This window comes from Candidatus Chloroploca asiatica, assembly GCF_002532075.1.
Classification (GTDB): domain Bacteria; phylum Chloroflexota; class Chloroflexia; order Chloroflexales; family Chloroflexaceae; genus Chloroploca; species Chloroploca asiatica.
The window spans coordinates 76,102-97,169 of record NZ_LYXE01000009.1 but is presented as its reverse complement, the minus strand read 5'-3'; the positions used below and the strand labels follow the sequence as shown (position 1 = coordinate 97,169).

Annotated in this window: 17 protein-coding genes; 15 read left to right on the top strand and 2 right to left on the bottom strand. The window is 57.7% G+C overall.

Annotation, left to right across the window (positions count from 1 at the left end):
- The first annotated feature begins 37 nt into the window (after nt 1–37).
- Both A9Q02_RS00760 and A9Q02_RS00755 read left to right on the top strand, forming a co-directional pair.
- The gene (locus tag A9Q02_RS00760; RefSeq protein ID WP_097650430.1) at nt 38–1,183 is read left to right on the top strand and encodes a hypothetical protein; all 1,146 of its coding nucleotides are present in this window, start codon (nt 38–40) and stop codon (nt 1,181–1,183) included.
- A 9-nt stretch (nt 1,184–1,192) separates the two neighbouring features.
- A complete protein-coding gene (locus A9Q02_RS00755) occupies nt 1,193–2,422 on the top strand; it encodes a response regulator (protein WP_097650429.1) in 1,230 nt (409 codons plus the stop codon).
- 67 nt (nt 2,423–2,489) lie between these two features.
- On the opposite strand, the gene rbsK is transcribed toward A9Q02_RS00755, so the two are convergent.
- A complete protein-coding gene (gene rbsK / locus A9Q02_RS00750) occupies nt 2,490–3,410 on the bottom strand; it encodes a ribokinase (protein WP_097650428.1) in 921 nt (306 codons plus the stop codon).
- A 78-nt stretch (nt 3,411–3,488) separates the two neighbouring features.
- Between rbsK and recO the strand changes: the two genes are divergently transcribed.
- Genes recO through A9Q02_RS00725 form a run of 5 tightly spaced genes read left to right on the top strand, consistent with a single transcriptional unit; the run spans nt 3,489 to nt 9,882 of the window.
- The gene (gene recO, locus A9Q02_RS00745; RefSeq protein WP_097650427.1) at nt 3,489–4,244 is read left to right on the top strand and encodes a DNA repair protein RecO; all 756 of its coding nucleotides are present in this window, start codon (nt 3,489–3,491) and stop codon (nt 4,242–4,244) included.
- A 10-nt stretch (nt 4,245–4,254) separates the two neighbouring features.
- Entirely contained in the window at nt 4,255–4,932 is a 678-nt protein-coding gene (locus A9Q02_RS00740) for a PH domain-containing protein (protein WP_097650426.1), read from the top strand.
- Nucleotides 4,933–5,766 carry a purine-nucleoside phosphorylase gene (locus tag A9Q02_RS00735; RefSeq protein ID WP_097650425.1) on the top strand — a complete coding sequence of 278 codons (834 nt, stop codon included), beginning with the start codon at nt 4,933–4,935 and terminating at the stop codon, nt 5,764–5,766.
- A gap of 15 nt (nt 5,767–5,781) precedes the next feature.
- Entirely contained in the window at nt 5,782–8,721 is a 2,940-nt protein-coding gene (locus A9Q02_RS00730; protein WP_097650424.1) for a C1 family peptidase, read from the top strand.
- Nucleotides 8,722–8,724: 3 nt separating this feature from the next.
- Nucleotides 8,725–9,882 carry a M20 family metallopeptidase gene (locus tag A9Q02_RS00725; protein WP_097650423.1) on the top strand — a complete coding sequence of 386 codons (1,158 nt, stop codon included), beginning with the start codon at nt 8,725–8,727 and terminating at the stop codon, nt 9,880–9,882.
- Nucleotides 9,883–10,087: 205 nt separating this feature from the next.
- Here the strand turns inward: A9Q02_RS00725 and A9Q02_RS00720 are convergent, their stop codons facing one another.
- Nucleotides 10,088–11,002, bottom strand: coding sequence for a DUF1338 domain-containing protein (locus tag A9Q02_RS00720; RefSeq protein ID WP_097650422.1), 915 nt, complete (start codon nt 11,000–11,002; stop codon nt 10,088–10,090).
- A 517-nt stretch (nt 11,003–11,519) separates the two neighbouring features.
- On the opposite strand from A9Q02_RS00720, the gene A9Q02_RS00715 reads away from it, so the two are divergent.
- From A9Q02_RS00715 to A9Q02_RS00680, 8 genes are all read left to right on the top strand, one after another.
- Nucleotides 11,520–12,473, top strand: coding sequence for a choice-of-anchor Y domain-containing protein (locus A9Q02_RS00715; RefSeq protein WP_097650421.1), 954 nt, complete (start codon nt 11,520–11,522; stop codon nt 12,471–12,473).
- A 493-nt stretch (nt 12,474–12,966) separates the two neighbouring features.
- Nucleotides 12,967–14,166, top strand: a complete 1,200-nt coding sequence (locus tag A9Q02_RS00710) for an ArsA family ATPase (protein ID WP_097650420.1) — start codon at nt 12,967–12,969, stop codon at nt 14,164–14,166.
- A gap of 127 nt (nt 14,167–14,293) precedes the next feature.
- Nucleotides 14,294–14,536, top strand: a complete 243-nt coding sequence (locus A9Q02_RS00705; RefSeq protein WP_097650419.1) for a bacteriochlorophyll c-binding family protein — start codon at nt 14,294–14,296, stop codon at nt 14,534–14,536.
- A gap of 81 nt (nt 14,537–14,617) precedes the next feature.
- Entirely contained in the window at nt 14,618–15,892 is a 1,275-nt protein-coding gene (locus tag A9Q02_RS00700; RefSeq protein ID WP_097650418.1) for a hypothetical protein, read from the top strand.
- A gap of 66 nt (nt 15,893–15,958) precedes the next feature.
- Nucleotides 15,959–17,452 (top strand): hypothetical protein, encoded by a 1,494-nt coding sequence (locus tag A9Q02_RS00695; protein ID WP_097650417.1) that lies wholly within the window; start codon nt 15,959–15,961, stop codon nt 17,450–17,452.
- 159 nt (nt 17,453–17,611) lie between these two features.
- Nucleotides 17,612–18,856, top strand: coding sequence for an ArsA family ATPase (locus tag A9Q02_RS00690; protein ID WP_097650416.1), 1,245 nt, complete (start codon nt 17,612–17,614; stop codon nt 18,854–18,856).
- Between the two features lie 2 nt (nt 18,857–18,858).
- The gene (locus A9Q02_RS00685) at nt 18,859–19,968 is read left to right on the top strand and encodes an ArsA family ATPase (protein WP_097650415.1); all 1,110 of its coding nucleotides are present in this window, start codon (nt 18,859–18,861) and stop codon (nt 19,966–19,968) included.
- Nucleotides 19,940–21,001, top strand: a complete 1,062-nt coding sequence (locus A9Q02_RS00680; RefSeq protein ID WP_245860149.1) for an alpha/beta fold hydrolase — start codon at nt 19,940–19,942, stop codon at nt 20,999–21,001. Before A9Q02_RS00685 ends, A9Q02_RS00680 begins: the two co-directional genes overlap by 29 nt.
- Nucleotides 21,002–21,068: the final 67 nt, after the last annotated feature.

Here is a 21,068-nt window from a genome sequence, read left to right as displayed (position 1 = left end):
TATCACGAACCTGACCAGAGCGGTAAAGGTTGATCACATGTTGTTGCACAACCCCGAAGGTATGCCGCCGATTGTATCGAGCGTGATGGCCCGCATCGAGCGCCGTCTGCCCTATCCAGGTCAGATTCTTGTTCGTCAGGGTAGTCGTGTTGAACCTGAAGATACAATCGCCCGTACGCTCAAGCCCCTTCCTCCCTATAATGTCAATCTCGCCCGTGTGTTGAGGATCGCTCCTGAGCAGCTTGAACGTGCGCTCCTCGTTCAGCCGAACAGCAAGGTTGAGGTTGGTCAGATCCTTGCGCGTGCCCCCGGGATCTTTGGGCATACCTATCAGTCGCCGGTCAACGGTGTGGTGATGGAGGCTGATGCGCAGACAGGTTATCTGACCCTTGCGCCTGACCCTGTTGAACAGGCTATGCATGCGGCTGTCCGTGGTGTGGTGATGGAGGTTCGACCCTATGAGGGGGTTGTGATCGAGACCCTCGCTGCGCAGATCTACGGTGCCTTTGGGGTTGGTGAAGAACGGAGTGGGGTGCTCCGTCTGATGGCGCTTGAGCCATCTGATATTGTCCGCCCTGAACAAATTGATGCCCGTAGTGCCTATGCGGTGCTGATCTGTGGGGCAACGATGAGCGCAGCGGCCTTGCAGCGCGCCGTTGAAGCACAGGTTCGCGGGATTATCGTTGGTGGCCTCGAAGAGGCCGCTCTCCGTGAGTTTCTGGGTTGGTCGGGCCACGAGGGTTGGCGTCTTGATGCCCATTCCTGGCAGTGGCCTGCTCCACGGATGGTGCCTGATCTGCCGTTGACTATCGTCGTTACCGAGGGCTTCGGCGTTCGCCCAATGAACCAGGAGATCTTTGAACAGTTGAGCCTCCATGATGGGCAGGAGGCGCTGATTGATGGTCATACGATCCTCCGCCGCCCCCTCCGCCGCCCTCGGGTGGTCATTCCCCTTGGACGTGCGAGTAATGCTCAGCTCGAGCCGCCTTCGCCGCACCTTCGCCCTGGGGTCAAGGTTCGTCTCCTGGATGCGCAGCATCTCGGCCAGACAGCGGTTATCCACGCGCTTTCCGCTGCACCTCGCCGCGTTGCCTCTGGCATACGTCTTCCTGCGGTTGAGGTGATTGCTGCTGATCAGACCTCCTTCTGGCTCCCGCAGAGTTGTGTTGAAGTATTGGGATAAAGCACTCGTATGACCAAGCGCCTCCTCCTTGTTGCGGCTGACGATTCACCTTTGCGTGCTCTGGTTCACCAGTTTGCCGAGCGTATTCAGGTGCAAGTTTTCTCTTCACCAAATGAGGCCCTCTGGGAAATTCGTCTCGATCCACCCGAGGTGTTGCTCGCTGAGTGCGATCTCGCCGAGATGAGTGGCCTCGAGTTGCTTGAGATTGCGCTTAGTTTTGAACATGCACCACGGGTGCTTCTCTATAGTTCCTCCCCTGATAGTCGCTGCGCTACCGCTGAGACGATCGGTGCCTTCCGTTTCCTCCAGGGTGCGCTTGATTCCGAGCAACTCTTTGCCGTTGTCAGCCAGGCTGCCAATGCAGCCTCATCTCCTCGCGATGTCGATTCCTCCTCACTGCTTCCCGATACCCCTGCCGCGCCATCTGAGCCGCCGCCCCTCGCTTCGCCTGTTCAGGCCGCTCCTGATCAAGCGCGTCAGGCAACGGTTGAACCGCCGTTTCCTTCGGCGGTGCCATCATCTTCAACGGAGCAGTTAGCTCAGTCTGCCGCACTTCCCGCTGATCAACCACCACCCCGTCGTGATTTTACGCCCGCACGGGTGGTTCTGCCAACGATGCGTGAACGTGAAGCCGCGGCGGCGGCCGCGGCGGCCGCTGCGGCCGCGGCTCAGCCACCTGCGTTATCACCCCCATCAACGACTGCCTCGCCTCGTCCCAAGGGCCTCGCTGCACGCAGCCGTGCTGCTGCTGCGCGGATGCCCGAACCGTCGCGGATGCCCGAACCGTCGCCCCCGCCACCTGCCGCGCCGGCATCGGTTGCATGGCGCACGAGTGAAGGCAGTCTTGTTGTCACTGAGCACAATATTAATGCGATTCGTACGGTGATGAGCCATGTGGCTCAGGATCTGGGTACGCAGAGCATCATTTTGACTGATCGCGCCGGGATGCCCCTTGTTGAAGTCGGAAGTTCGTATCAACTGCCGATGATGGTCGTGTTGCCGCTGCTCTCGACGGGGTTTTCTACCACGGGTGAGGTAGGCCGCCAGCTTGGTGAAGAACAGGGTACGAGTGTCTATATTCACGAAGGCGTGAAGATAGATCTCTATTGCTTTGATGTCATGCAGCGTTTTTTGCTTGTTCTTGTCTTCAACAAGCAAGTGGCCCATTCCAAGCTCGGTGCTATCTGGATCAATGCCAAACGCGCTATTCGTGAATTGGATGAGATCCTCCGGCGTTAAATGCTGCGGCCTACTGCCTCCAAGAAGTTCGTGTGTGCAGGGTCAAGCAAGCTCAGGACTTTAGCCTTCACCTTGATTGACTCTGCGCAGCAACCAGTGCCTCAACCTCGGCTCGCCTCGGTAGTGCCGGCTGCGCTCCGGCACGGGTGACGGTGATGGCCCCCGCTGCCGCTCCCCAGATCGCCGCTTCCCGTGGACTCAAGCCTTCATATAAAGCGACCGCAAAAGCCCCCGCAAAGGCGTCGCCTGCCGCTGTGGTATCGACCGCCTCTACTCGAAACGGGGCAATCGCGGTGGCCCCTGCTTGGTCAACCACCAGCGCTCCTGCCGATCCCAGCGTCACAATCACGCTGCCGACACCCTGCGCACGCAGTTGCCTTGCTGCCTCTGCCGGGCGATCTTCGCCCCCACTCAAGAGGCCAACTTCGTGTTCGTTCGGTATCAGGTAGTCTACCATCCCGAGGATCTCGCGCCCAAGCGGTTGGGCCGGGGCAGGGTTGAGCAGCGTGGGGACACGATATCGACGGGCCAGGCTCAGCGCCTCGGTGACGGTCGCCACCGGTGTTTCCAGTTGCACCAGCAAGACCGCTGCTGTCCGAAAGAGCGCTTCGGTTGCCTGTAGATCTTCTGGTTGCAAGAGGGCATTCGCCCCCGGGGCGACAATGATGCTGTTCTGGCCTGTTGCATCAACGGCAATCAAGGCGATGCCGGTCGCTGCCTCAGACGTCACTGCGATATGGTTGATCCCAATCTGATCAGCGGCAAGTCCTTGCCGAAGCTCTTCCCCAAAACGATCATCCCCCGTACACCCAATCATGACGATGGGTGCCCCTAGGCGCGCTGCCGCAACGGCCTGGTTGGCTCCCTTGCCCCCCGGAACGGTCGCAAATGGCCCGCCCAAGAGCGTCTCGCCCGGCTGCGGGTGCCGTGGGGTTTGCACCACCAGATCCATATTCAGACTGCCTACCACTAGGATGTGCCGCTTCATCGTTGCGCCGCTTGATTCAGCCCTGAGGTATCGTTATAATACGCATACTATGGTTATCATACCAGTAAACCTACGCTGATGCGCGATCGTGTCTATCGAACCGAGGGTCTGATCTTACGGCGAAACGATTTCGGCGAGGCCGATCGCATCGTCTTGCTTGCCACGCCCGCCGGCAAACGCCGTGTGGTCGCCCGCGGTGTCCGCAAAACGACGAGCAAACTTGCCGGGCATATTGAACTCTTCACCCATACGAGTCTGATGCTTGCCCTTGGGCGCAATCTTGATATTATGACCCAGAGCCAGACCATCAGCCCCCATACCAATCTTCGCACAAGCCTCGCTCGCCTCAGTTGTGCCTATTATGCCGCTGAACTCTATGATCGCTTTACCGAAGAGCAAGATGAGAACCCTGCCCTTTTTGCGGCCCTGATCGAAACCTTTGGCCTGCTTGATCGTAGTGCTTCGCCAGATCTTGTGCTACGGGCCTACGAACTTCACCTTATGCAACTGCTCGGCTATCGTCCACAGTTGCACCAGTGTGTGGTCTGTGAGGCCCAGTTGACACCCGTAGCGGATCGTTTTAGCCCTGAATTGGGTGGCGTTCTCTGCCCCCTCCATCGTGACGCCGACCGGATGGCCCTGGTGATGGCTGAACCGGTCTTTCGTTTGCTGCGGTATCTTCAGAGCCATCCGCTTGGTGCCGTTGAGTCGCTGCTCCTTTCGCCAGAACTCCGCCGTGATGTTGAACGCTTGCTCCGTGCGTATGTGCGCCAGTTGCTTGAACGCGATCTCAAGTCCGTCGCTTTTCTTGACGAGAGCCTGCGCGTCGAATAGGAGTGAGGTCATGAATTACGTCGATAGCCTCCTCAGCCGTGGTGAACAAATTGTCTATGTTGCTCGTCAACATATCTTTGTCTTGATCAGCAATATCCTGGCTGAACTCTCGATGATTGCGTTGCTGGTCGCCGCAGGCGTTGCGTCTCATGTTGCGTTTGATACATCACATACGGTGATCAGCGATCTGACGGCGAGTTCCCTTATTTTGTTGATTAGCATTACGATGAGCCTGGTGGTGCTCGTTAGTGGTTTTATCGATTATCTGCGCTGGACTACCGAGCAGTATGTGGTCACCGATCGACGCGTTATTCAGGTTCAGGGGGTGCTCAATAAGCGTGCCACCGATTCGTCGCTCGAGAAGATCAATGATGTCGAGTTGCGTCAGAGCATTTTCGGGCGCATGATGAATTTTGGCACCGTGGCGATCTTGACGGCTTCAGGCAGTGAGGGCCTCAGCGTCATGGATCGTATCGCTGATCCCCTCGCGTTCAAACGGGCGATGATGGACGCGAAACATAATCTTGAACGTGGGTATGGTTTCCTCGAACATGCCTATCCCCATTCGTCTGGCGCAACCGGCGATATTCAGCGTACTATCGAAGATCTCGCCAACCTCCGTGATCGGGGCATCCTTTCGAGTGATGAGTTTGAAGCCAAGAAGCAGGAATTGCTGCGGAGAATTTAGATGAGTATCCTCTACGAGCAGATTACCCAGGCCTGTACGACGATCAAGATGCATGCCCGTGTCACTCCTCGCATTGGGCTGATCCTTGGCTCGGGCCTCGCTGCCCTCGCTGATGAGTTGACCCAGGCTGCTGTGATTCCGTATGCTTCGATCCCCGGTTTCCACGAGCCAAAGGTGCCCGGTCATCGCGGTGAACTTGCGCTTGGTTTGATGGCCGGCCAGCCCGTTGCGGTTCTCCGCGGACGTTTCCATTTCTATGAGGGCTATAGTATGGCCGAGGTGACGTTTCCCGTCCGTGTCCTCAAGGCCCTCGGGTGCCAGACCCTGATTGTGACCAATGCCGCTGGTGGCCTCCATGCTGATTGGCAGGTCGGCGATATTATGCGCATTACTGACCATATTTTTCTGCCTGGTTTGATGGGCATGCATCCGCTCATTGGCCCCAATGACGATCGCCTCGGTCCGCGGTTTCCTGCGATGCTCAATGCTTATCAGAATGATCTTGTGCCTTGTGCCCACGCTGCTGCTGCGAGTACTGGTGTCCGCCTTCGTTCTGGGGTCTATGCGATGCTCGCTGGCCCCAGTTTCGAGACCGCCGCCGAGATGCGGATGCTCCGGGCGATGGGGGCCGATGCTGTCGGGATGTCCACTGCCCCCGAGGTGGTCGTGGCCCGCCACGCCGGGATGCGCGTCCTTGGTTTTTCGCTTATTACGAATCTTGCGCTGCCTGATGGCTCCCCCGCTAATCACGCCGAGGTGCTGGAGGCCGGTGAGAAGGCGAAGCCTCGTTTCGCGGCGATGCTCCGGCAGGTGCTTGCTCAGGTTGTGAATTGAAAAGGTGAGTGATGCATGCCTCTATCGTTGACCTCGCTCGATCAGTTGACGCTCCTTGATGCTTCCCTTCGGGCGAAGCTTGAACCCTATTGGATTACCAGCGTTGAAGAACTGGTCACAACTGCGCGTGCGAGCAATCAACGCTATGGGAGTGGCCTCGTTGCCCTCGCTCTTGCCCTTGGCATCGGTGAGGCGACCCTTCGCCCGCTTATCGAGGCCGCTCTGCCTTTGATGCCTCCCGGCCTCTCTTTTGATGTCCCGGTGCAACAAGAGCACGGCGCTGGCCTTGTCCTTCCCGATGATGATGACGATCTCGATGCCGTTTCGTTTTCTGTCCCGACAAATCTTCCCTCCGTAGTTCCTCCGCTCTTCGCTCTCCCTCCCCCCGTCGATCAGGGCGTTCGCAATACATGTGTCGCCTTCGCTCTTAATGCGGCCCTTCAGGTGCTCAGTCAGGATCCGACTGCGCTCTCGGCTCAGTTTCTCTACTGGGCCGCCAAAGCTGTCGATGGCCTCCCCGGTGATGTTGGTACCGATCCCTTCAAGGCGGCTCTCATCCTCCAGTCGACCGGTGTCTGCCGCGAGCTTACCTGGCCCTATCAATCTGCTCCCCGCGATGACCAGAATCCGGGCCACGGTCCGCCTCCCCCCGAGGCCCACGCCGAAGCGCCTCAACGCCGTGTTAGGCTCTTCCATAAGTTGCCGAAAACGAGCGTTGTTCAGCTCAAAACGGCCCTCGCTGCCGGTCAGCCAGTGTTGATCGGTTTGACCATCTGGGAGCATTGGAGCGATTCATGGCAGGGGAGTCGCCTCGGGCGGCTGCGCCTTGCGTTGCCCGGCGAGGCTCGGCGGAGTGGCCACGCGCTGTGTGCCCTTGGTTATCGCGATGATCCTCTGGCTCCCGGGGGTGGCTATTTCATTGTCCGTAATTCCTGGGGCGACTCCTGGGCTAGCGAAAATAGCGATGGCCCTGGCTATTGCCACGTGCCCTATCGCCTCATTGCCGAAAACGGCCTTGCCTCCATCGCTCTCGAAGGTGCGCTGATCCAGGCTGCGCCTGTCCCGGAACCATCTGTCGCGCCTGCCGCGCCAACTACCTCGTTTCACCAGGGCGCAAGTCCGCCGTCCTCGGCGCCTGACCAACTTGCCACCCTCTATGCCGAGGCGACTGATCTCAAAGCGCGCCTTGATGCCTTTGTTGTTCGCCTCGGTAGCCTTCTTCACGCCGAGGCCGCCGCTGGTTCACCTCAGCCGTCTGATCCTTCAACTAGGCGTGCGTCAGATCCTGTAGGCGCAAGCTCTGGAGAGCAAAGCCCGGACTCTGCCATCGGTATGCCGCTCCTCCTTCTCACTCCGTCCGAGGCACCAGACTCCGAAGAGCTCTACCCCAATGGGCTTTCGCCCGATGGCCGACCATTGCTGCGCCTCAGCACGGCAGTGGCCGCCGATCTTGCCCGCAATAAAATTGCTGCTGATCCCCGGCCACTCGCTGATTTGCACAGAACAAAACTCGATGCTCAAGAACAGCACCTCGGTACCGTGGTTGATGTTGATATCCAGAGCCTACCCCAGGCGCACTGGGCCGTGGTGATCAATGCCAATGAAGATGCGGCTCTCCTCAAGGCAATCTGGCCTCTCATCGCCCATCGGATGCGCCAGATGGGCCATGCGCCTCCGTCGGTTGATTTCAGAGCGGGCGAAACTGCGGCAGCCTGGCTCCTTCGGCATACCGACAATGGCCGTCAGACCCTCAAAGATGCCTGGGGCCTGCTTCCACCGGTGCTCATCTATCGCCACGATGATACCGTGCGTACTTGGCTGAATCGCTATGGTGTTGCCCCTGGCCCCGTCGATCCAGGCCGTGGGGTGCCCTTCTATCTACTGCTCCTTGGGCATCCGGGGCCACGTCAGGCCAATGATACGGCCTTCATTCCCTTTCTCTTCCAGTATCAACTCGATATCTTCTGGGGCGTTGGGCGTCTCTGTTTCACCGATGCCAATGGTCTGCATCGCCTCGCTGACTATACTACCTACGCCGAACGCCTCGTTGCCTTCGAGCAGCGCCAGGACGCCGCTACGCTCGTCCGCAAAGAGGCGCTCTATGTCGCGACCCGCCATCCGCTTGATCCTGCCACCATCCGTAGCGCCGATGAGTTGATCCAGCCCCTGGCAGCCTGGAGCAGCGATCCAACACGTACGCCCCTTAAATATGGTTTTGCGCACCGCCTCATTGTTGGTGAGCAAGCGACCCGTGCGCAATTTGAGACGCTTTTGCGTGGTAACGGCGATGGTAAAGCTCCGGCCATTCTCTTCACCGCGACCCACGGCCTCGGCCTGCCGCTCAACGATGATCGCCTTGTCGCTGCTCAGGGTGCCCTTGTTTGGCAAGACTGGGATGGCGTTGGCAATGTGAAGCGTGAGCACTGGTTTGCTGGCGAGGATCTCGCTGCGCTTGGCGCTGCCCCACACCTCGAAGGCACGATGGCGCTGCTCTTCGCCTGTTATGGCCTGGGCTGCCCAGCCTACGACGAGTTTATTTTTGATGCTCAGCGTCGTCGTCCACGCATTGCCCCGTTCCCGCTGCTCGCGCAGTTGCCCCAGCAACTTCTGCGCAACGGTGCCCTCGGTGTGCTCGGTCACGTTGAACGCGCCTGGACCTTCTCTTTCACTGGTGTCGAGGGGGCGCGAGCCCAGTCGCAGGCTTTTGAAGATCTGCTGGGACGCCTCATGCGCGGCTGGCGGGTCGGCCACGCGACCGATCAGTTTAACGTCAATCAGGCCGAACGTGCCGCCGCGCTCGTCCAGGAACTAGAAAATACCGAGTTTATTCTTGCCAATGGGGGTACCCCCGATAACCGGCTCATCGCCAGGCTCTGGATGGCGCGCAACGATGCGCGCAACTATCTCTTCCTTGGTGATCCCGCGGCTCGCCTTCCCTTCGCCGAAGAAAGTTGAGTTATGTCACCGCTTGCCGAACAATTGACTGCCTGGCTCAGTCCTCGCTACTCGACCTATCTTGAAGAACTTCGCCAACTCTGTGCCTTTGAGTGTTTGACTGACCACAAACCTGGGGTTGACCAGGCTGGCAACTGGGTGCGTCAGTGGGCGATGCAGCGCGCCTGGTCGATTGATGCGTATCCCGATTCCGAGGTTGGTGACGGTCTCGTAGTCAGTTGCCGGGGCATTGGCCAGTTGCGCGTGATGCTCGTCGCTCATCTCGATACCGTCTATCCGGTCGGTACCGCAGCCGAACGCCCCCTGCGCATCGAAGGCGATAAATTGATCGGCCCTGGCACCGCCGACAATAAAAGCGGTCTGCTCTCGGGACTCTATGCCATTGAAGCGCTCGCCGCCCTTGCCCCGTCATCCTTTGGCCTGCTCAGTCTTGTCTGCGGTGGCGACGAAGAGACCAGCGCACGTGCGTCGGGTGCGATGCTGGCGACCCTTGCGCCGCACTACGATCTTGCGCTCGTGCTCGAAGCAGGCCGTGAAAATGGCGATATCGTCAGTGCCCGCAAAGGCGGTGGTCTCTTCACAGTCACGGTCACGGGCCGCGCTGCCCACGCCGGGGTCGAGCCCGAAAAGGGGGCCAATGCGATCCTCGCTCTCGCCCATCACATTCTTGCCCTCCAGGCAATGAATGGAATGTATCCGGGTATGACCGTCAATGTCGGGGTGATCACTGGGGGCAGTGTGCCCAATACCGTACCTGCCCTGGCCGAGGCTCAGGTTGATCTGCGTATCACCCATCCTGATCACACCGCCCCCGTTGAAGAGGCGCTGCAAGCTCTCATCCAACGCGACCTTGTCCAGGGTACCCGTACCACCCTCACTGGTGGATGGGGCTTTGCCCCGATGGCGCGTACGCCTGCGATTGCCAGGCTCGCCGAGCTTACCCGTAGCTGTGCCGACCAGCTTGGCTTTGCCCTCACCGACGCCGCGACGGGTGGCATTAGTTACGCCAATCTTCTCGCAGGCGCAGGCTTACCTGTGCTCGATGGCCTTGGTCCTGTCGGTGGGTTGGATCACAGCCCCGACGAATATATCGACCTTTCAAGCATCATACCGCGCACCGCCCTCCTCGCCCTTCTCATTGCCCGTACGGGCGAGCAGTAGCCCCTCTTCGCCCATCCAGTTGCACGTGCTGGAACCCAGCCAACCTGGACTCCAGCACGCGTAACCTAGTCCATTCGGGTGCCTTATACAATTTACCGTTGCGTAGGCCGCCGCTCGCCAAGGGATAGGTTCGCGGGCGTTGGGGCGCAGCGGGCTGCGCCCTTACCAGAAGACGGCTCGCCCGCCGTGGAAGAGGGACGGCGCACTAGCCCCGCCGCCCCGTCTGATCACTGTAGGTGCTCTCAAAGATCTTGTCGGCATTGCCTGCCTCGAAGCCCTCGCGCCGATGCTCACGCCGCAATTCATGTGCAGGCAGATGCGCATAGGCCTCAAGCGGACGCCGTTCGGCAAACTCGACATACGACCCCGAGATGGCATGTTTTTCGCCACCCGCGAAGGTCGCCTCAATCATCTCGGCCACGGTGCTGCTCTGCAACAAGGTGCCATCAGGACTGATCTTCACCTTGCCGCCCGCATCGTTCAGCTTGAAGCCGTGCTGCTCAAGGAACGCGTTAAAGGTCGGAATCGTATCATACCCCGTCGGCAAGTTGTGGATCGTTACCGTGAAATGGTTAAGATAATATCGATTATAGATCACCCACGCCGCATACTCGCTCTCTTCGGCCAGGCGACAATAATCCGCCCATGTCGGCAGGTGCCACAGACTCTTGTGCAGGAAGGCATCCACCTGACTGCCATCATCCAGATCGAGATCGTCAACGGGATCATGCGTGACTTCATCAGTATAACTGTGAATGATTGCCTGCGCTTCGGGCGATAGATCGCTCACCCGCAACTCCGAAATAAAGATCCGTGGCAGATCAACCCGTGGCGGATGATACCAGAATGCATTCAGCTTCTTCCCTTCAAAATGATACGCATCACGTCGCTCGTATCCATAGTGTAAAAAGATGCGTTCAAGTGACGCGATGCCAAGCTGAGGCACCCCCATCGTGCGGAAGGCAATATGATCGTTTTCGATCTGCTCAGGTGCCGTAATCAGTCCTTCGGCAAGCATCGCCGCAATAATCTTGCCCACATCAGGCACCCGCTCCTGGTACCGCCGCATCAACCCATCCAGCACCTGCTCAAGCGTGGTTAATCGATCAATCGTTGTCATAACACTGTTCTCCCTCTTTCGTCACGGACGCCACTGTCCTGTGAACTGACACCTTCAAGTATAATCTGAATTCTACCGTAAGAGAAGCTCTCAGGCACCTTTGTCGCTTGTGCTCATCTCGCTCTGCTCTTAAGACATGGTTTCAGGATGCTTTACAGTTGACGCTCATCGGAGTGCCGACTTCAGGCGGCTGAGCGGGAAGACGCCTGAAGTCGGCACTCCACGTCGAGGGTAAAGCTGATCCGGCCCTTCTGAAACCTTGTCTCAGAAACAAAACCGGCTTGAGACCTCACAGATCTTTCGTTTCGGCGCGCCTGCCCAGCGGGGGAGGGCGGCCTCTCACACAAGGTCTTCAAGACCGGTGAGGTCTGATGGGCGCTCCACCCTATTGCTCGCGGCACCACTGGCCCGTGGGGCTATTTGGTACTTAGGGTGACAATGCGGTAGGTTCAACGGGAATTGGTCTAAGACCAATGATGCTTGAAGGCAACGCCTGGTCATGCCGAAAGGTTCGTGTATGCAACGATTGATCACTTTGCTTGCTCTGGGGTTCCTGTTCCTCATCGTCTTCGCGGCTACACTTGTCTATGCGCAGATTAATCGGCCTGACCTCGTCGTGTCCCCAGAGCAATCCGTGCTCGCATCTGAGGTTCCCGCACCCTGGGTGCGCCCAACCCAAGCTACACCTCCATTTCCGTCCGAGGTTCCGACCATTGTGCCCTCACCCACTACGATTGCCCTTTCACAACAGACGAGTCCTTCACCTTCACGAGGGCAAACCCTCTATGATAGTACCCGCGAAGGCGAAAAACCAGACGATCAGGGCTTTTTCAGTTATCAAGCGACAACTCGCCAGCCCCCTCTTGTCGCCGATACGCTTTACGAAGCAGGTGGCACGACGATGCGCAGCCTCACCCAACTCGCTGATTATGCTGGCTACATTGGCTTCCTTGCCGAGCCACAGATCCTGACCAGAACGGTGGGCTATACGCTGACCATGACGGTTGAATTGCTCGCCGAAACACACGCCAGTCCGGATCGGGCCGGGTTTAGTCTGCTCATCCTGGATAATGAGAGCTGGGGGGTCGAGTTGGCGTTCTGGGAGGATCAGATCTGGGCCCAGAATGACGGTATACGTGATCCTGGTCCGCTCTTTACCCGAGGCGAAACAGTCCCTTTTACGCCGACGCTCCGCCCCTTTACCTACACCCTCGCTGTCCAGGGCGATCAGTATCGCCTTATTGCGGATGCAACGACCATCTTGACTGGTCCGCTGCGTCGGTACGAGCCAGTTATCTCGCTCGAAAACCCGCTTCGCCTGATCTATTACCAGTCCAACCTCATCTTTCTCGGTGACAATACCAGCGCTGCCGGTGCCAATGTCCGCCTCCACTACGTTGCCCTTGATAATGCCTTGCTCCCATCGACCCCAGCCGCATCGCGCCTCTTCATCCCGTTGCTCCGCCGGTAGTCAGGTGTCTGGTTAACAAGAATTGCCAAATCCAGGCCCGATGCTTGTGAAAAATCCAGCTTGTGTATAGAGATTCTCTCCCTGAAAGTGGCACTCCTTGTGTTGCAAATCATACAACTAGTGCTATGATATCCACGGGATAGCAATCATCAGTCCGGTGGAGCAACAGGTGAGCATTATCTTGCAAGCGATCAGGCCAGAATCAGACCCTTCAGGATCTGAAAAAGCCTCTTCCCACCGAAAAGTTGTCATTTTTCCTCTTTGTAGCCACAAGACAACCATCGCTTACCTTTGGTGCATATGAGTCATTTTTATTGACACTCCAAGACATTCATGGTACTATTGCCGCATATCTGAGCGATAGTCGAGATGTAAAGGGCATCAAAGTTTTTAGCATTTAAGCAAAAATGCCCACCACTGGATGGTCTACCCCGAATGTTTTCGCCCGCCTGTTAATGGATAAGCAGAGCAGCCCGCTCCTGGAAAGGTACCGATGCGAACCCTCATCTTTACGGGCAAAGGCGGTGTCGGCAAGACAAGTGTCGCCGCAGCAACAGCGTTGCGGGCCGCCGACATGGGCCTTCGCACCCTCGTGATGAGTACCGACCCGGCCCATAGCCTTGCTGACTCGCTGGATCTTGAAGGGCCTCTTGGCCCCGATCCTGTGCGTCTGACGCCAACACTCGATGCACTCGAAGTGAGCATTTATCACGACATCGAGTCAAACTGGGGTATCGTGCGCGAGCACTTCTCGCAGTTGATGGCGGAACAGGGTGTTGAGGGTATTCTGGCTGATGAGATGAGTATCCTCCCCGGTATGGACGAGGCTTTTCCACTCATTCGCATCAAGAAACACAAGGATAAAGGTGACTACGACCTCCTTGTGATCGACTGTGCTCCCACTGGTGAAACCCTTCGCCTGCTCTCGGCTCCCGAGACGTTCAAGTGGGCTATTGGGATGTTGCGTGGTGCTGAGAAGTTTCTGATCAAGCCGCTTCTTCGTCCGATGAGCAAGGTGACGCCTGGTCTCAGCAAAATGGTCGCTCCTGCTGAGGTCTATGAGGCAGTGGATGATATTTTCCAGCAACTGGAAGGTGTCACCGCTACCCTGGCTAATCCGCTCGAAACGTCAGTGCGTCTGGTGATGAATCCTGAGAAGATGGTCATTAAAGAGAGCCAGCGCGCTCTGACCTACCTCTCGATGTATGGGATGACCGTTGATACGGTCGTAGTTAATAAGATTTTGCCGGTCAATGAGGATAGTGGCTACCTCAACCACTGGAAAGATGTCCAGCAACGTTATCTCCAGGATGTCGAGCATTCGTTCGCGCCCCTGCCCATTCGTCACGTGCCTTACTACCCCGAGGAGGTAGTCGGTCTCGAGAAGTTGCGTGCGATGGGCCGTGACATCTATGGCGATACCGATCCGAGTGCGGTGCTCTATAATGAGGCACCAATGGATATCAGTAAGTTGCCTGATAATTCGTATCGGGTCAGGATTAAGTTGCCGTTCGCTGATGTGAGTCAGCTGGATCTCTTCCAGAACGGCGATGAACTGGTTATTCAGATCGGGGACTTCCGACGGATTATGACTTTGCCAACGAGCCTCGGAGGCCAGGAGGCGGGTCAGGCTGAGATGGAAGGGGACTGGTTGATTGTTCCTTTCTATGCAGCGAATGGTGTTCCTAGCTGAGTCCAGGTGTAACGTCCGATATCATCGGCGTGAGCCTGCAAGGCTACTTCACAATGGGGTTAATCGGGGTGTTTGCCCCGAAGCCTAATAAATCAGGGTGTTCGTTTAGGTTACAGGAGGTGTACGGATGGCCGTCACACGAGGCTGGTTCTCAGAGTCGTCAGCGCAAGTCGCGCAAATCGGCGACATCATGTTCCAGGGTCACTGGCAGTGGGTGTCGAATGCACTTCAGGCCACGTCGGCAGCGGTCGAGAATATCAACCGCAACGCCTACCCCGGTATCTCTCGCAGCGGTAGCGGCGAGGGTACGTTCACCGCTCCGGATGCAGGCTTCCGCCCGAAACGCATTCGGTCGCGCTTCAATCGGTAGCACGTTGTCCGTAGTCCGTAGTCCACGATCTGTGTGCTTCACAGGTCGCGGCCTACGGACTATCGGCTACAGGCCTTCCTCATGATCAGTTTGCTCTACCATAGCCATACCGTAGTTCCCGCCCATCTCGCTGAGCTTGAGGCGATGCATCTTGTCGAACCCGACGAGCAGATCCTCGTGGCATTCGATGGGGTCATCCTTGATGCCAATGGGCAGCGACTCAGTGGGCCAACCTTACATGATTATTGTCTGTTGACGAGCCTGCGCGTGATTCTGTGGGCACGTGATTATGGACAGCATCTCTGCTGTGCGTTTCCGCTCGCTGAACTGACGTCGGTTGAAGGTGTGGGGCTCGATCCGCTCCACGCGCAAATCACCATGACGTTTGCAGCACCTGATGAGGAAGAACAGCAGTTTACGCTGGCCCTGTTGCCCCTAGTGAATCTGCAGGCTGCCTTGGTGTTGATGCGCGCCGCCAGTGCTGCCGCACGTGAACTTGCTGACCATGGGGTCGATGCGCGTGAGGCTGGGCCTGAAATTATGGCGGTCTTGAGTGAACAGATCTATGGGCACGTGGATGGGTTGCGGCCCAATGAGACTCCCTATCGCTGGCCCGGTGCGGCGGTTGTTCAGCCGACTCTGAGCCCTACGCCTGCGTTTGCCCACGATCCCGCGAGTTTGCCGCCAGGTCAGATTTATGCGGCTGGTCGCCTTGCTCGTTCGGCCTGGGATACCCTTCGCCGTTCAATTCGTGAAGCTGATTTGCCGCTTCCGTTTGATCTGAATGGTAATAGTTTACGTGAGTTGACCGAGACGATCCGCGCAATTAATGATCTTGTGCATACGGTCTCAAGTAGCCCGACGGCTCAGCAGATGGCGATGGCGTTCCTTAACCGCAATAATAATGCCCAAGGTGCCCCGCCGTCTCCTATGGCAACTGCTGCTGACTTTGCCGCTCAGGCATGGCAGGCTCAGGTGCAACCTGAACCAGATCTTCCTGTGGCTGCAGTGCCACCATCGCCGCCAGCACCGCCGAATGATTATCACGAGATCCCGTTGCGTCGTCGCAATACGTCTCCTCTTGATGCTGTTGTTCCTGTTGTTCCTGTTGCTGAACCGCCTGTTGAGACGGTTCAAGCCGTGCAACCAGTGGTGGAACGCCGTCAGCCGCTTGCCGACCGCTCTCCATCTGTTGCCGCTGCACCTGATCATCGCGAGATTCCTTTGCGCCGTCGTAGTAGTTCCTCGCCTACAGCCCGTACGTTTGGTCAGGGTCATCGTACCCCGGCTATGAGTGGCTCAGGTGACGCCGGTTTGGAAGATCGCGCTATCCCGCCCGAAGACCGCCGCCCATAATGGACTCGCTGCGACCTGTTGATGATGGTCGCTTAGTAGCTTATTTAGACTAGATAGGGAGCGACTATGAGCACTCGCCCGTATCTCGGCATCAATGTGAACGCGGCTAGCGCTGATGAATTGCGCTACCGTGGGCTGCTCGAGGAGGGCGAGATTCTCCTCGCCCTCTTCGATGGTGTGCTGTTGGACGAGCGCCGCCGACGTGTTGGTGGCCTGGCCCTCTCCGATTTTGTGGCCCTTACCGAACGTCGGGTGATTACCTGGGCTCGTGGCTTTTTTAACGATACCGTTGATAGCTTCGAGTGGAAGGATGTCGATGTCGTTGAGGCTGAAACCTGGGATCCGTGGCACGGCCGCGTGACGCTCGCGTTCCGCTTGCCCCCCGTGGCCCCCCGCAAACGCCGCATCGCCGTCAATGGCTCCGTTGAGGATCCTGGCAGCGGTGAACGCTTGGTGATCAATACGCTCGATTATATGCCGACCGATGATGTGACAATCTTTGCGCGGATGGTCGAGTTGATCGGTGATCAGATTATTGTCGGTGTTGCCGGCGAAGAATTGGTCGCTGCGTTTGTTGAGGCCTTCCCTGTCGTTGAGCACGAGCCGCTGCAACCATTCTTTACGGCACCTGAACCGGCCCCGCCCCCTGTCGCTGAACCTCTTCCCGAGGCAACACAGACCCGCAAACGCTGGTGGCAGGTCGGTAGCGCTGGTGAAGAACAGCGTGAATTGGTTCCTCCGACGACACCTGGTAATCTGATTGCTGCGTATGAAAGTCAGCGTGGCGGCGCTCCTGCTGGGAGTGGTGTTTCCCCGCTCGCTTCGACTGGCCCTATTGGCCCACTGCCCAATTTGCCTGAACAGCCGAGTATGTATGAGGTCAGTCGCTCGCTACGTCTGGTGCTTGAAGCACCTCGTAAGTTGGCCCGCGGCCTCCGTCGTGCGACCGAGGCTGTGGGTGGCGCAAATGAAATGGTGAGCGGTCTCCAGGATCCGCGCGTCCGTCGCAATGCGATGCGGGGCCTCTATTATGCCGCTTCTCAGCAAGAGTCTGAGGGTGGGCCGTTTGCGCCGGTCGCGCCAGTGGTGCGTGCGGCCGTTCGCTTCGCCGAGCCGCTTGAGGATGAACAGGCTGACCAGCAACAGTCAAAGCGTATTCAGGTTCGTGCGGCTGTTCGTCGTGCGCCTCCTTCTACTCAGCAGGTTGCACCCGAGGCGAAAATGCCGCCTCCTCAAACGGTTGCGCAACCTCGTACAGCGCCAATGGAGGCAGATCGCCTCGACCCGCAACGCCCCGAGCCGGTTAAGCGCTCGATTAGCGTGCGTCGGATTGAGACGGCCCCTCAACCAGTCGCCTACGATGAGTCTGCTCAGGCTGAACCGGTTCAGCCTGCCGCTGATCATTCGCCAACGCTTGACCCTAATCGCGCTGCACCTGTCCGCCGCATTGCTGTTGGGCGCCCTGAACGGGTGCTCCATGCACAAGAAACGGTTGAAGCTGCAGGCCCACGCGTCATTAGTTATAATGGTAATGGCGTCCATCACGACGAGGATGAATGAGCTAGCAAGCCAGGTGGTGAGGCTAGGCCTCACCCCTTGTGCTCGTTGGCACAAGGTATCAACGATGAAGGCAGGCGTCTGGGGTGTGTGCCCCGGAAAAGCACCAGAGCAGAAGTTTGTGGTGATCTACCATAGCTCTTCTGCCAGCAAAGAGACACTATGACGCGCGTCATTATCTATTCAGGCAAAGGTGGAACCGGTAAAACCACCATCTCAGCGGCTACGGCTACCTTGTTGGCTCGCACCGGACGGCGTACGCTCGTTCTCTCTAGTGATCCGGCGCACTCGCTGGCCGATGCGCTTGGTACTGAGATTAGCCGCGATCGTCCGACGGCGATTGCTCCCCGACTCTATGGCTTGGAGATAGATACGATTTATGAGTGGCGCCATAATCTGGGTGGCTTTCAACAGTTTGTGGCCTCAACCTATTCGAACCGGGGCATTGATCGCTCGACCGCAGCGGAATTGGCGAATCAACCTGGCCTCGATGAGATCCTTGCCCTCCAACGGATGATGACTGAGGCGGAGAGCGGGCGCTGGGACGCGATTGTGCTCGATACCGCTCCGACAGGCAATACTCTGCGCCTCTTGGCCTATCCCGAGATGATTATCGGTGGCGATGCCGGTAAGAAGTTCTTTCGGGTCTATCGGGGCCTAGCGAATTTTGCGCGCCCCTTTAAACGCGATCTCCCCGATGACCGTTTCTTCAATGAGGTCGGGTCGTTGCTGGAACGGATGGATAAGCTCGCGAATTTCTTGCTGAGTCCTGAGATTTCGGTGCGCTTGGTGCTCAATCCCGAGAAGTTGCCACTCCTTGAGACCCGTCGGGCCTATACGTTCTTGAATCTCTATGGCTTGATGGTTGACGCGATTATGGTCAATAAGATTTTGCCCCTTCGCGCTGACCTTGGCCCCTATTTTGATTATTGGGTGAGCCTCCAGCGAGGCTATCTGCAAGATATTGATGATAGCTTTATGCCCACCCCGATCTTCCGTACTGTTCTGCAAGAGGGTGAGCCGATTGGGATGCCGGCCCTTGAAGCTATCGGGCGGGCCACGTTTGGTGAGCACGATCCAGGGGCGCTGCTCTTTGATGAGCGCCCGATCTGGCTTGAACAGTGGAGTGAAGAGGGTGAGCCGGGACGATATGACCTCTGCATGAAGCTGCCATTTATCAATGAGGAAGAAGCGGTTGATTTGGTGCGTAGTGGGCCGGATCTCGCCGTGTCGATTGGTCGTGTGCAACGCACAATTGCGCTGCCGCGCATCCTGTATTCATGCACCATGGGTGACCATCGCTATGAAGAGGGTGTGTTGCGTTTGGAGTTCTGCGAGGGTACCGGTGATGAGGCTGGTCTCCCCATTGAAGAAGAACCCGATGAGTTGCGGGTTGAGGCAGCATAATCATGAAGTTATTGATCTTCTCCGGCTTTAGCCAGATCTTGCAGAGTACTGCCGCCATCGCCTCGGCCTGCCATGCGGCGCGTCGTGGGCAGCGTGTTCTGCTTGCTTCGGTTGGGCCGGGGCATGTGCTCGGTTCGTTGCTTGGTCAGAGTCTGGGATCACGTCCGATGGAGTTGGAAGCGAATCTGGCTGCACTGGAAATCAATGCGCTCAGTGAGATCGGGGCACGCTGGGACGATGTCCGTCCGTCGTTGCGCAGTGGCCCCGCTGCGAAATTGCGTGAGCTTGGCCCCGAAGAATTGCCTTCGTTTCCTGGTATGGATGCGATCGCAGGGTTGCTGATTGCCGAAAAAGCCCGTCAGACCGGGCGCTTTGATCTGGTGGTGCTCGATGGTCCGTCTCCCGAAGGTCTCGTGCGGGCGATGACGCTGCCCGATGTGTTGCGCTGGTTGACCCGCTTGATCTTTGGGCTTGACCGTGGTGCCGGGCGTTCGCGTACCTCCCAAGAGGCGGCGTTTATTCCTGCTGCTCTACTTGGCCCGAATGCTGTCGCACCCCTCCAGGATCTGCGCGTTGAACTTGAAGTGCAACGCTCTCGCCTTGATGCCGCGACCGGTACCCGCGTACGCCTGGTGGCAACGAGTGATGAGTTGGTGCTTCCTCCTACCCGTACCATGCTGACGGCCCTTGGCCTCTATGGGCTCGCAAGTGATGAGTTGCTCGTTTCAGGCGAACCTTCGACGGTGAGTGATGCGACGCGCCTCGAATTTTCACCCGAGACCAGCAAGGCTCGCCCACATTTGCGTATCCATCCGCTCGTTGCGCGATCGGCGAATCGGGATGAGTGGGCGCTGCGTGGGGCCGCACTCTATCATGATGGCGAAGTCTTTGATCCTGCCAAGTCGCCCCGTGAAGCCGCAGGTGACCGCGAGGTGAAGTTGCATATCCCCTTCCTCGACTCGAAAGAATTGGATATTGCGCTGGCAAGCGAAGAAGTTGTGGTTCGCCTTGGTCAGTTGCGCCGCCACGTGCTGCTGCCTGGGATTGCGAGTGGTGGACGTTTGCGTGCCAAGGTCGATGCTGATGAAGTGCTTCGGCTTTGGGTTGAGTGAGCAGTTGCCCTCTGGAGAAGTAGCGATGTTGAACGAAGAGACCAGCCAGTCAGCGACAAGGTTGGGCACAGGGATCCCCCCCGCGCCAACGACAAAATATGTCACCTATCGGGAAGAGGTGGCAACGAAACTCGCAGGTAAGTTGAGTGCCCGCGAACTTCGCCGCCTCGAAGCCGAAGAATATCTGATGAGTCGGGCCAACTTTATCGAGTTGAATGGGGTTGTCCACCATTATATGGATGTCGGGCCACGCGATGGCGAACCGCTGGTGCTCATTCACGGTTGGGATTGCTCTTCGTATTGGTGGCATCATATTATTGACCCCTTGGCTTCGGTGGGCTATCGGGTGATTTGCTATGATCTCAAGGGTCATGGTTTTTCCGATAGCGATCCGCGTCGTGATTATACGGTCGCCGGCTTTAGCAATGACCTGCGTGCCCTCGCTGATGCCCTGCAGTTACCGTCCCACCATGTGTCGGCGTTTTCGCTCGGGGCGTTCGTGGCGCTTCATTACGCCGATACGAATCCTGATCGGGTTCGCTCGCTAACCTTCTTCAACTTTAGCCTCTTTGCCTACAATCGGGTGGCCTCGGCGATGATTCCGGGTGTGCTCGATACCGTCTTTAATACGATCCTTCGCCCAATCGAGCGCCGTGGCCTCTGGTGGATTCCTTACATTTATGCGCTCGTCGTGATGTCAAAGAATACTGCCCTGGTGAGTGATGTCAAACTGGCGACGCTGAGTCTTCGCTGTTGTGATCCTGCGGCGGTGCGCGTCTCGGCTGAGGAATTGGCTCGACGTGAGATCCTCGAAGGGGTCGCTGAGCAGATGGCTCGGGTTCACCATCCTACGTTGCTCGTGGCAGGTTCAGGTGATCCGATTATGCGCCCCCAGGGTGGGCGTAAGTTGATGCAACTTGCCCCCAATGGACAGTATCTCGAGGTACCACGTTGTGGGCACTTGATCCTCTTTGAACTGCCCGAACAGGTTATTCAGATCCAACGCCTCTTTTTGCGGGGTGTGCGCGAGTAGTTTTGAATTGCAACTCACGGCATCTCAGTTCGGCTGAGGTGTCTCAGAAACTGGAAAGTGCCAACGA

Bases quoted from the DNA above. Each gene is read 5' to 3' on its own strand.
- A9Q02_RS00760 (WP_097650430.1), top strand. From the start codon at position 38: ATGTTGTTGCACAACCCCGAAGGTATGCCGCCGATTGTATCGAGCGTG.
- A9Q02_RS00755 (WP_097650429.1), top strand. From the start codon at position 1,193: ATGACCAAGCGCCTCCTCCTTGTTGCGGCTGACGATTCACCTTTGCGT.
- rbsK (WP_097650428.1), bottom strand. From the start codon at position 3,410: ATGAAGCGGCACATCCTAGTGGTAGGCAGTCTGAATATGGATCTGGTG.
- recO (WP_097650427.1), top strand. From the start codon at position 3,489: ATGCGCGATCGTGTCTATCGAACCGAGGGTCTGATCTTACGGCGAAAC.
- A9Q02_RS00740 (WP_097650426.1), top strand. From the start codon at position 4,255: ATGAATTACGTCGATAGCCTCCTCAGCCGTGGTGAACAAATTGTCTAT.
- A9Q02_RS00735 (WP_097650425.1), top strand. From the start codon at position 4,933: ATGAGTATCCTCTACGAGCAGATTACCCAGGCCTGTACGACGATCAAG.
- A9Q02_RS00730 (WP_097650424.1), top strand. From the start codon at position 5,782: ATGCCTCTATCGTTGACCTCGCTCGATCAGTTGACGCTCCTTGATGCT.
- A9Q02_RS00725 (WP_097650423.1), top strand. From the start codon at position 8,725: ATGTCACCGCTTGCCGAACAATTGACTGCCTGGCTCAGTCCTCGCTAC.
- A9Q02_RS00720 (WP_097650422.1), bottom strand. From the start codon at position 11,002: ATGACAACGATTGATCGATTAACCACGCTTGAGCAGGTGCTGGATGGG.
- A9Q02_RS00715 (WP_097650421.1), top strand. From the start codon at position 11,520: ATGCAACGATTGATCACTTTGCTTGCTCTGGGGTTCCTGTTCCTCATC.
- A9Q02_RS00710 (WP_097650420.1), top strand. From the start codon at position 12,967: ATGCGAACCCTCATCTTTACGGGCAAAGGCGGTGTCGGCAAGACAAGT.
- A9Q02_RS00705 (WP_097650419.1), top strand. From the start codon at position 14,294: ATGGCCGTCACACGAGGCTGGTTCTCAGAGTCGTCAGCGCAAGTCGCG.
- A9Q02_RS00700 (WP_097650418.1), top strand. From the start codon at position 14,618: ATGATCAGTTTGCTCTACCATAGCCATACCGTAGTTCCCGCCCATCTC.
- A9Q02_RS00695 (WP_097650417.1), top strand. From the start codon at position 15,959: ATGAGCACTCGCCCGTATCTCGGCATCAATGTGAACGCGGCTAGCGCT.
- A9Q02_RS00690 (WP_097650416.1), top strand. From the start codon at position 17,612: ATGACGCGCGTCATTATCTATTCAGGCAAAGGTGGAACCGGTAAAACC.
- A9Q02_RS00685 (WP_097650415.1), top strand. From the start codon at position 18,859: ATGAAGTTATTGATCTTCTCCGGCTTTAGCCAGATCTTGCAGAGTACT.
- A9Q02_RS00680 (WP_245860149.1), top strand. From the start codon at position 19,940: ATGAAGTGCTTCGGCTTTGGGTTGAGTGAGCAGTTGCCCTCTGGAGAA.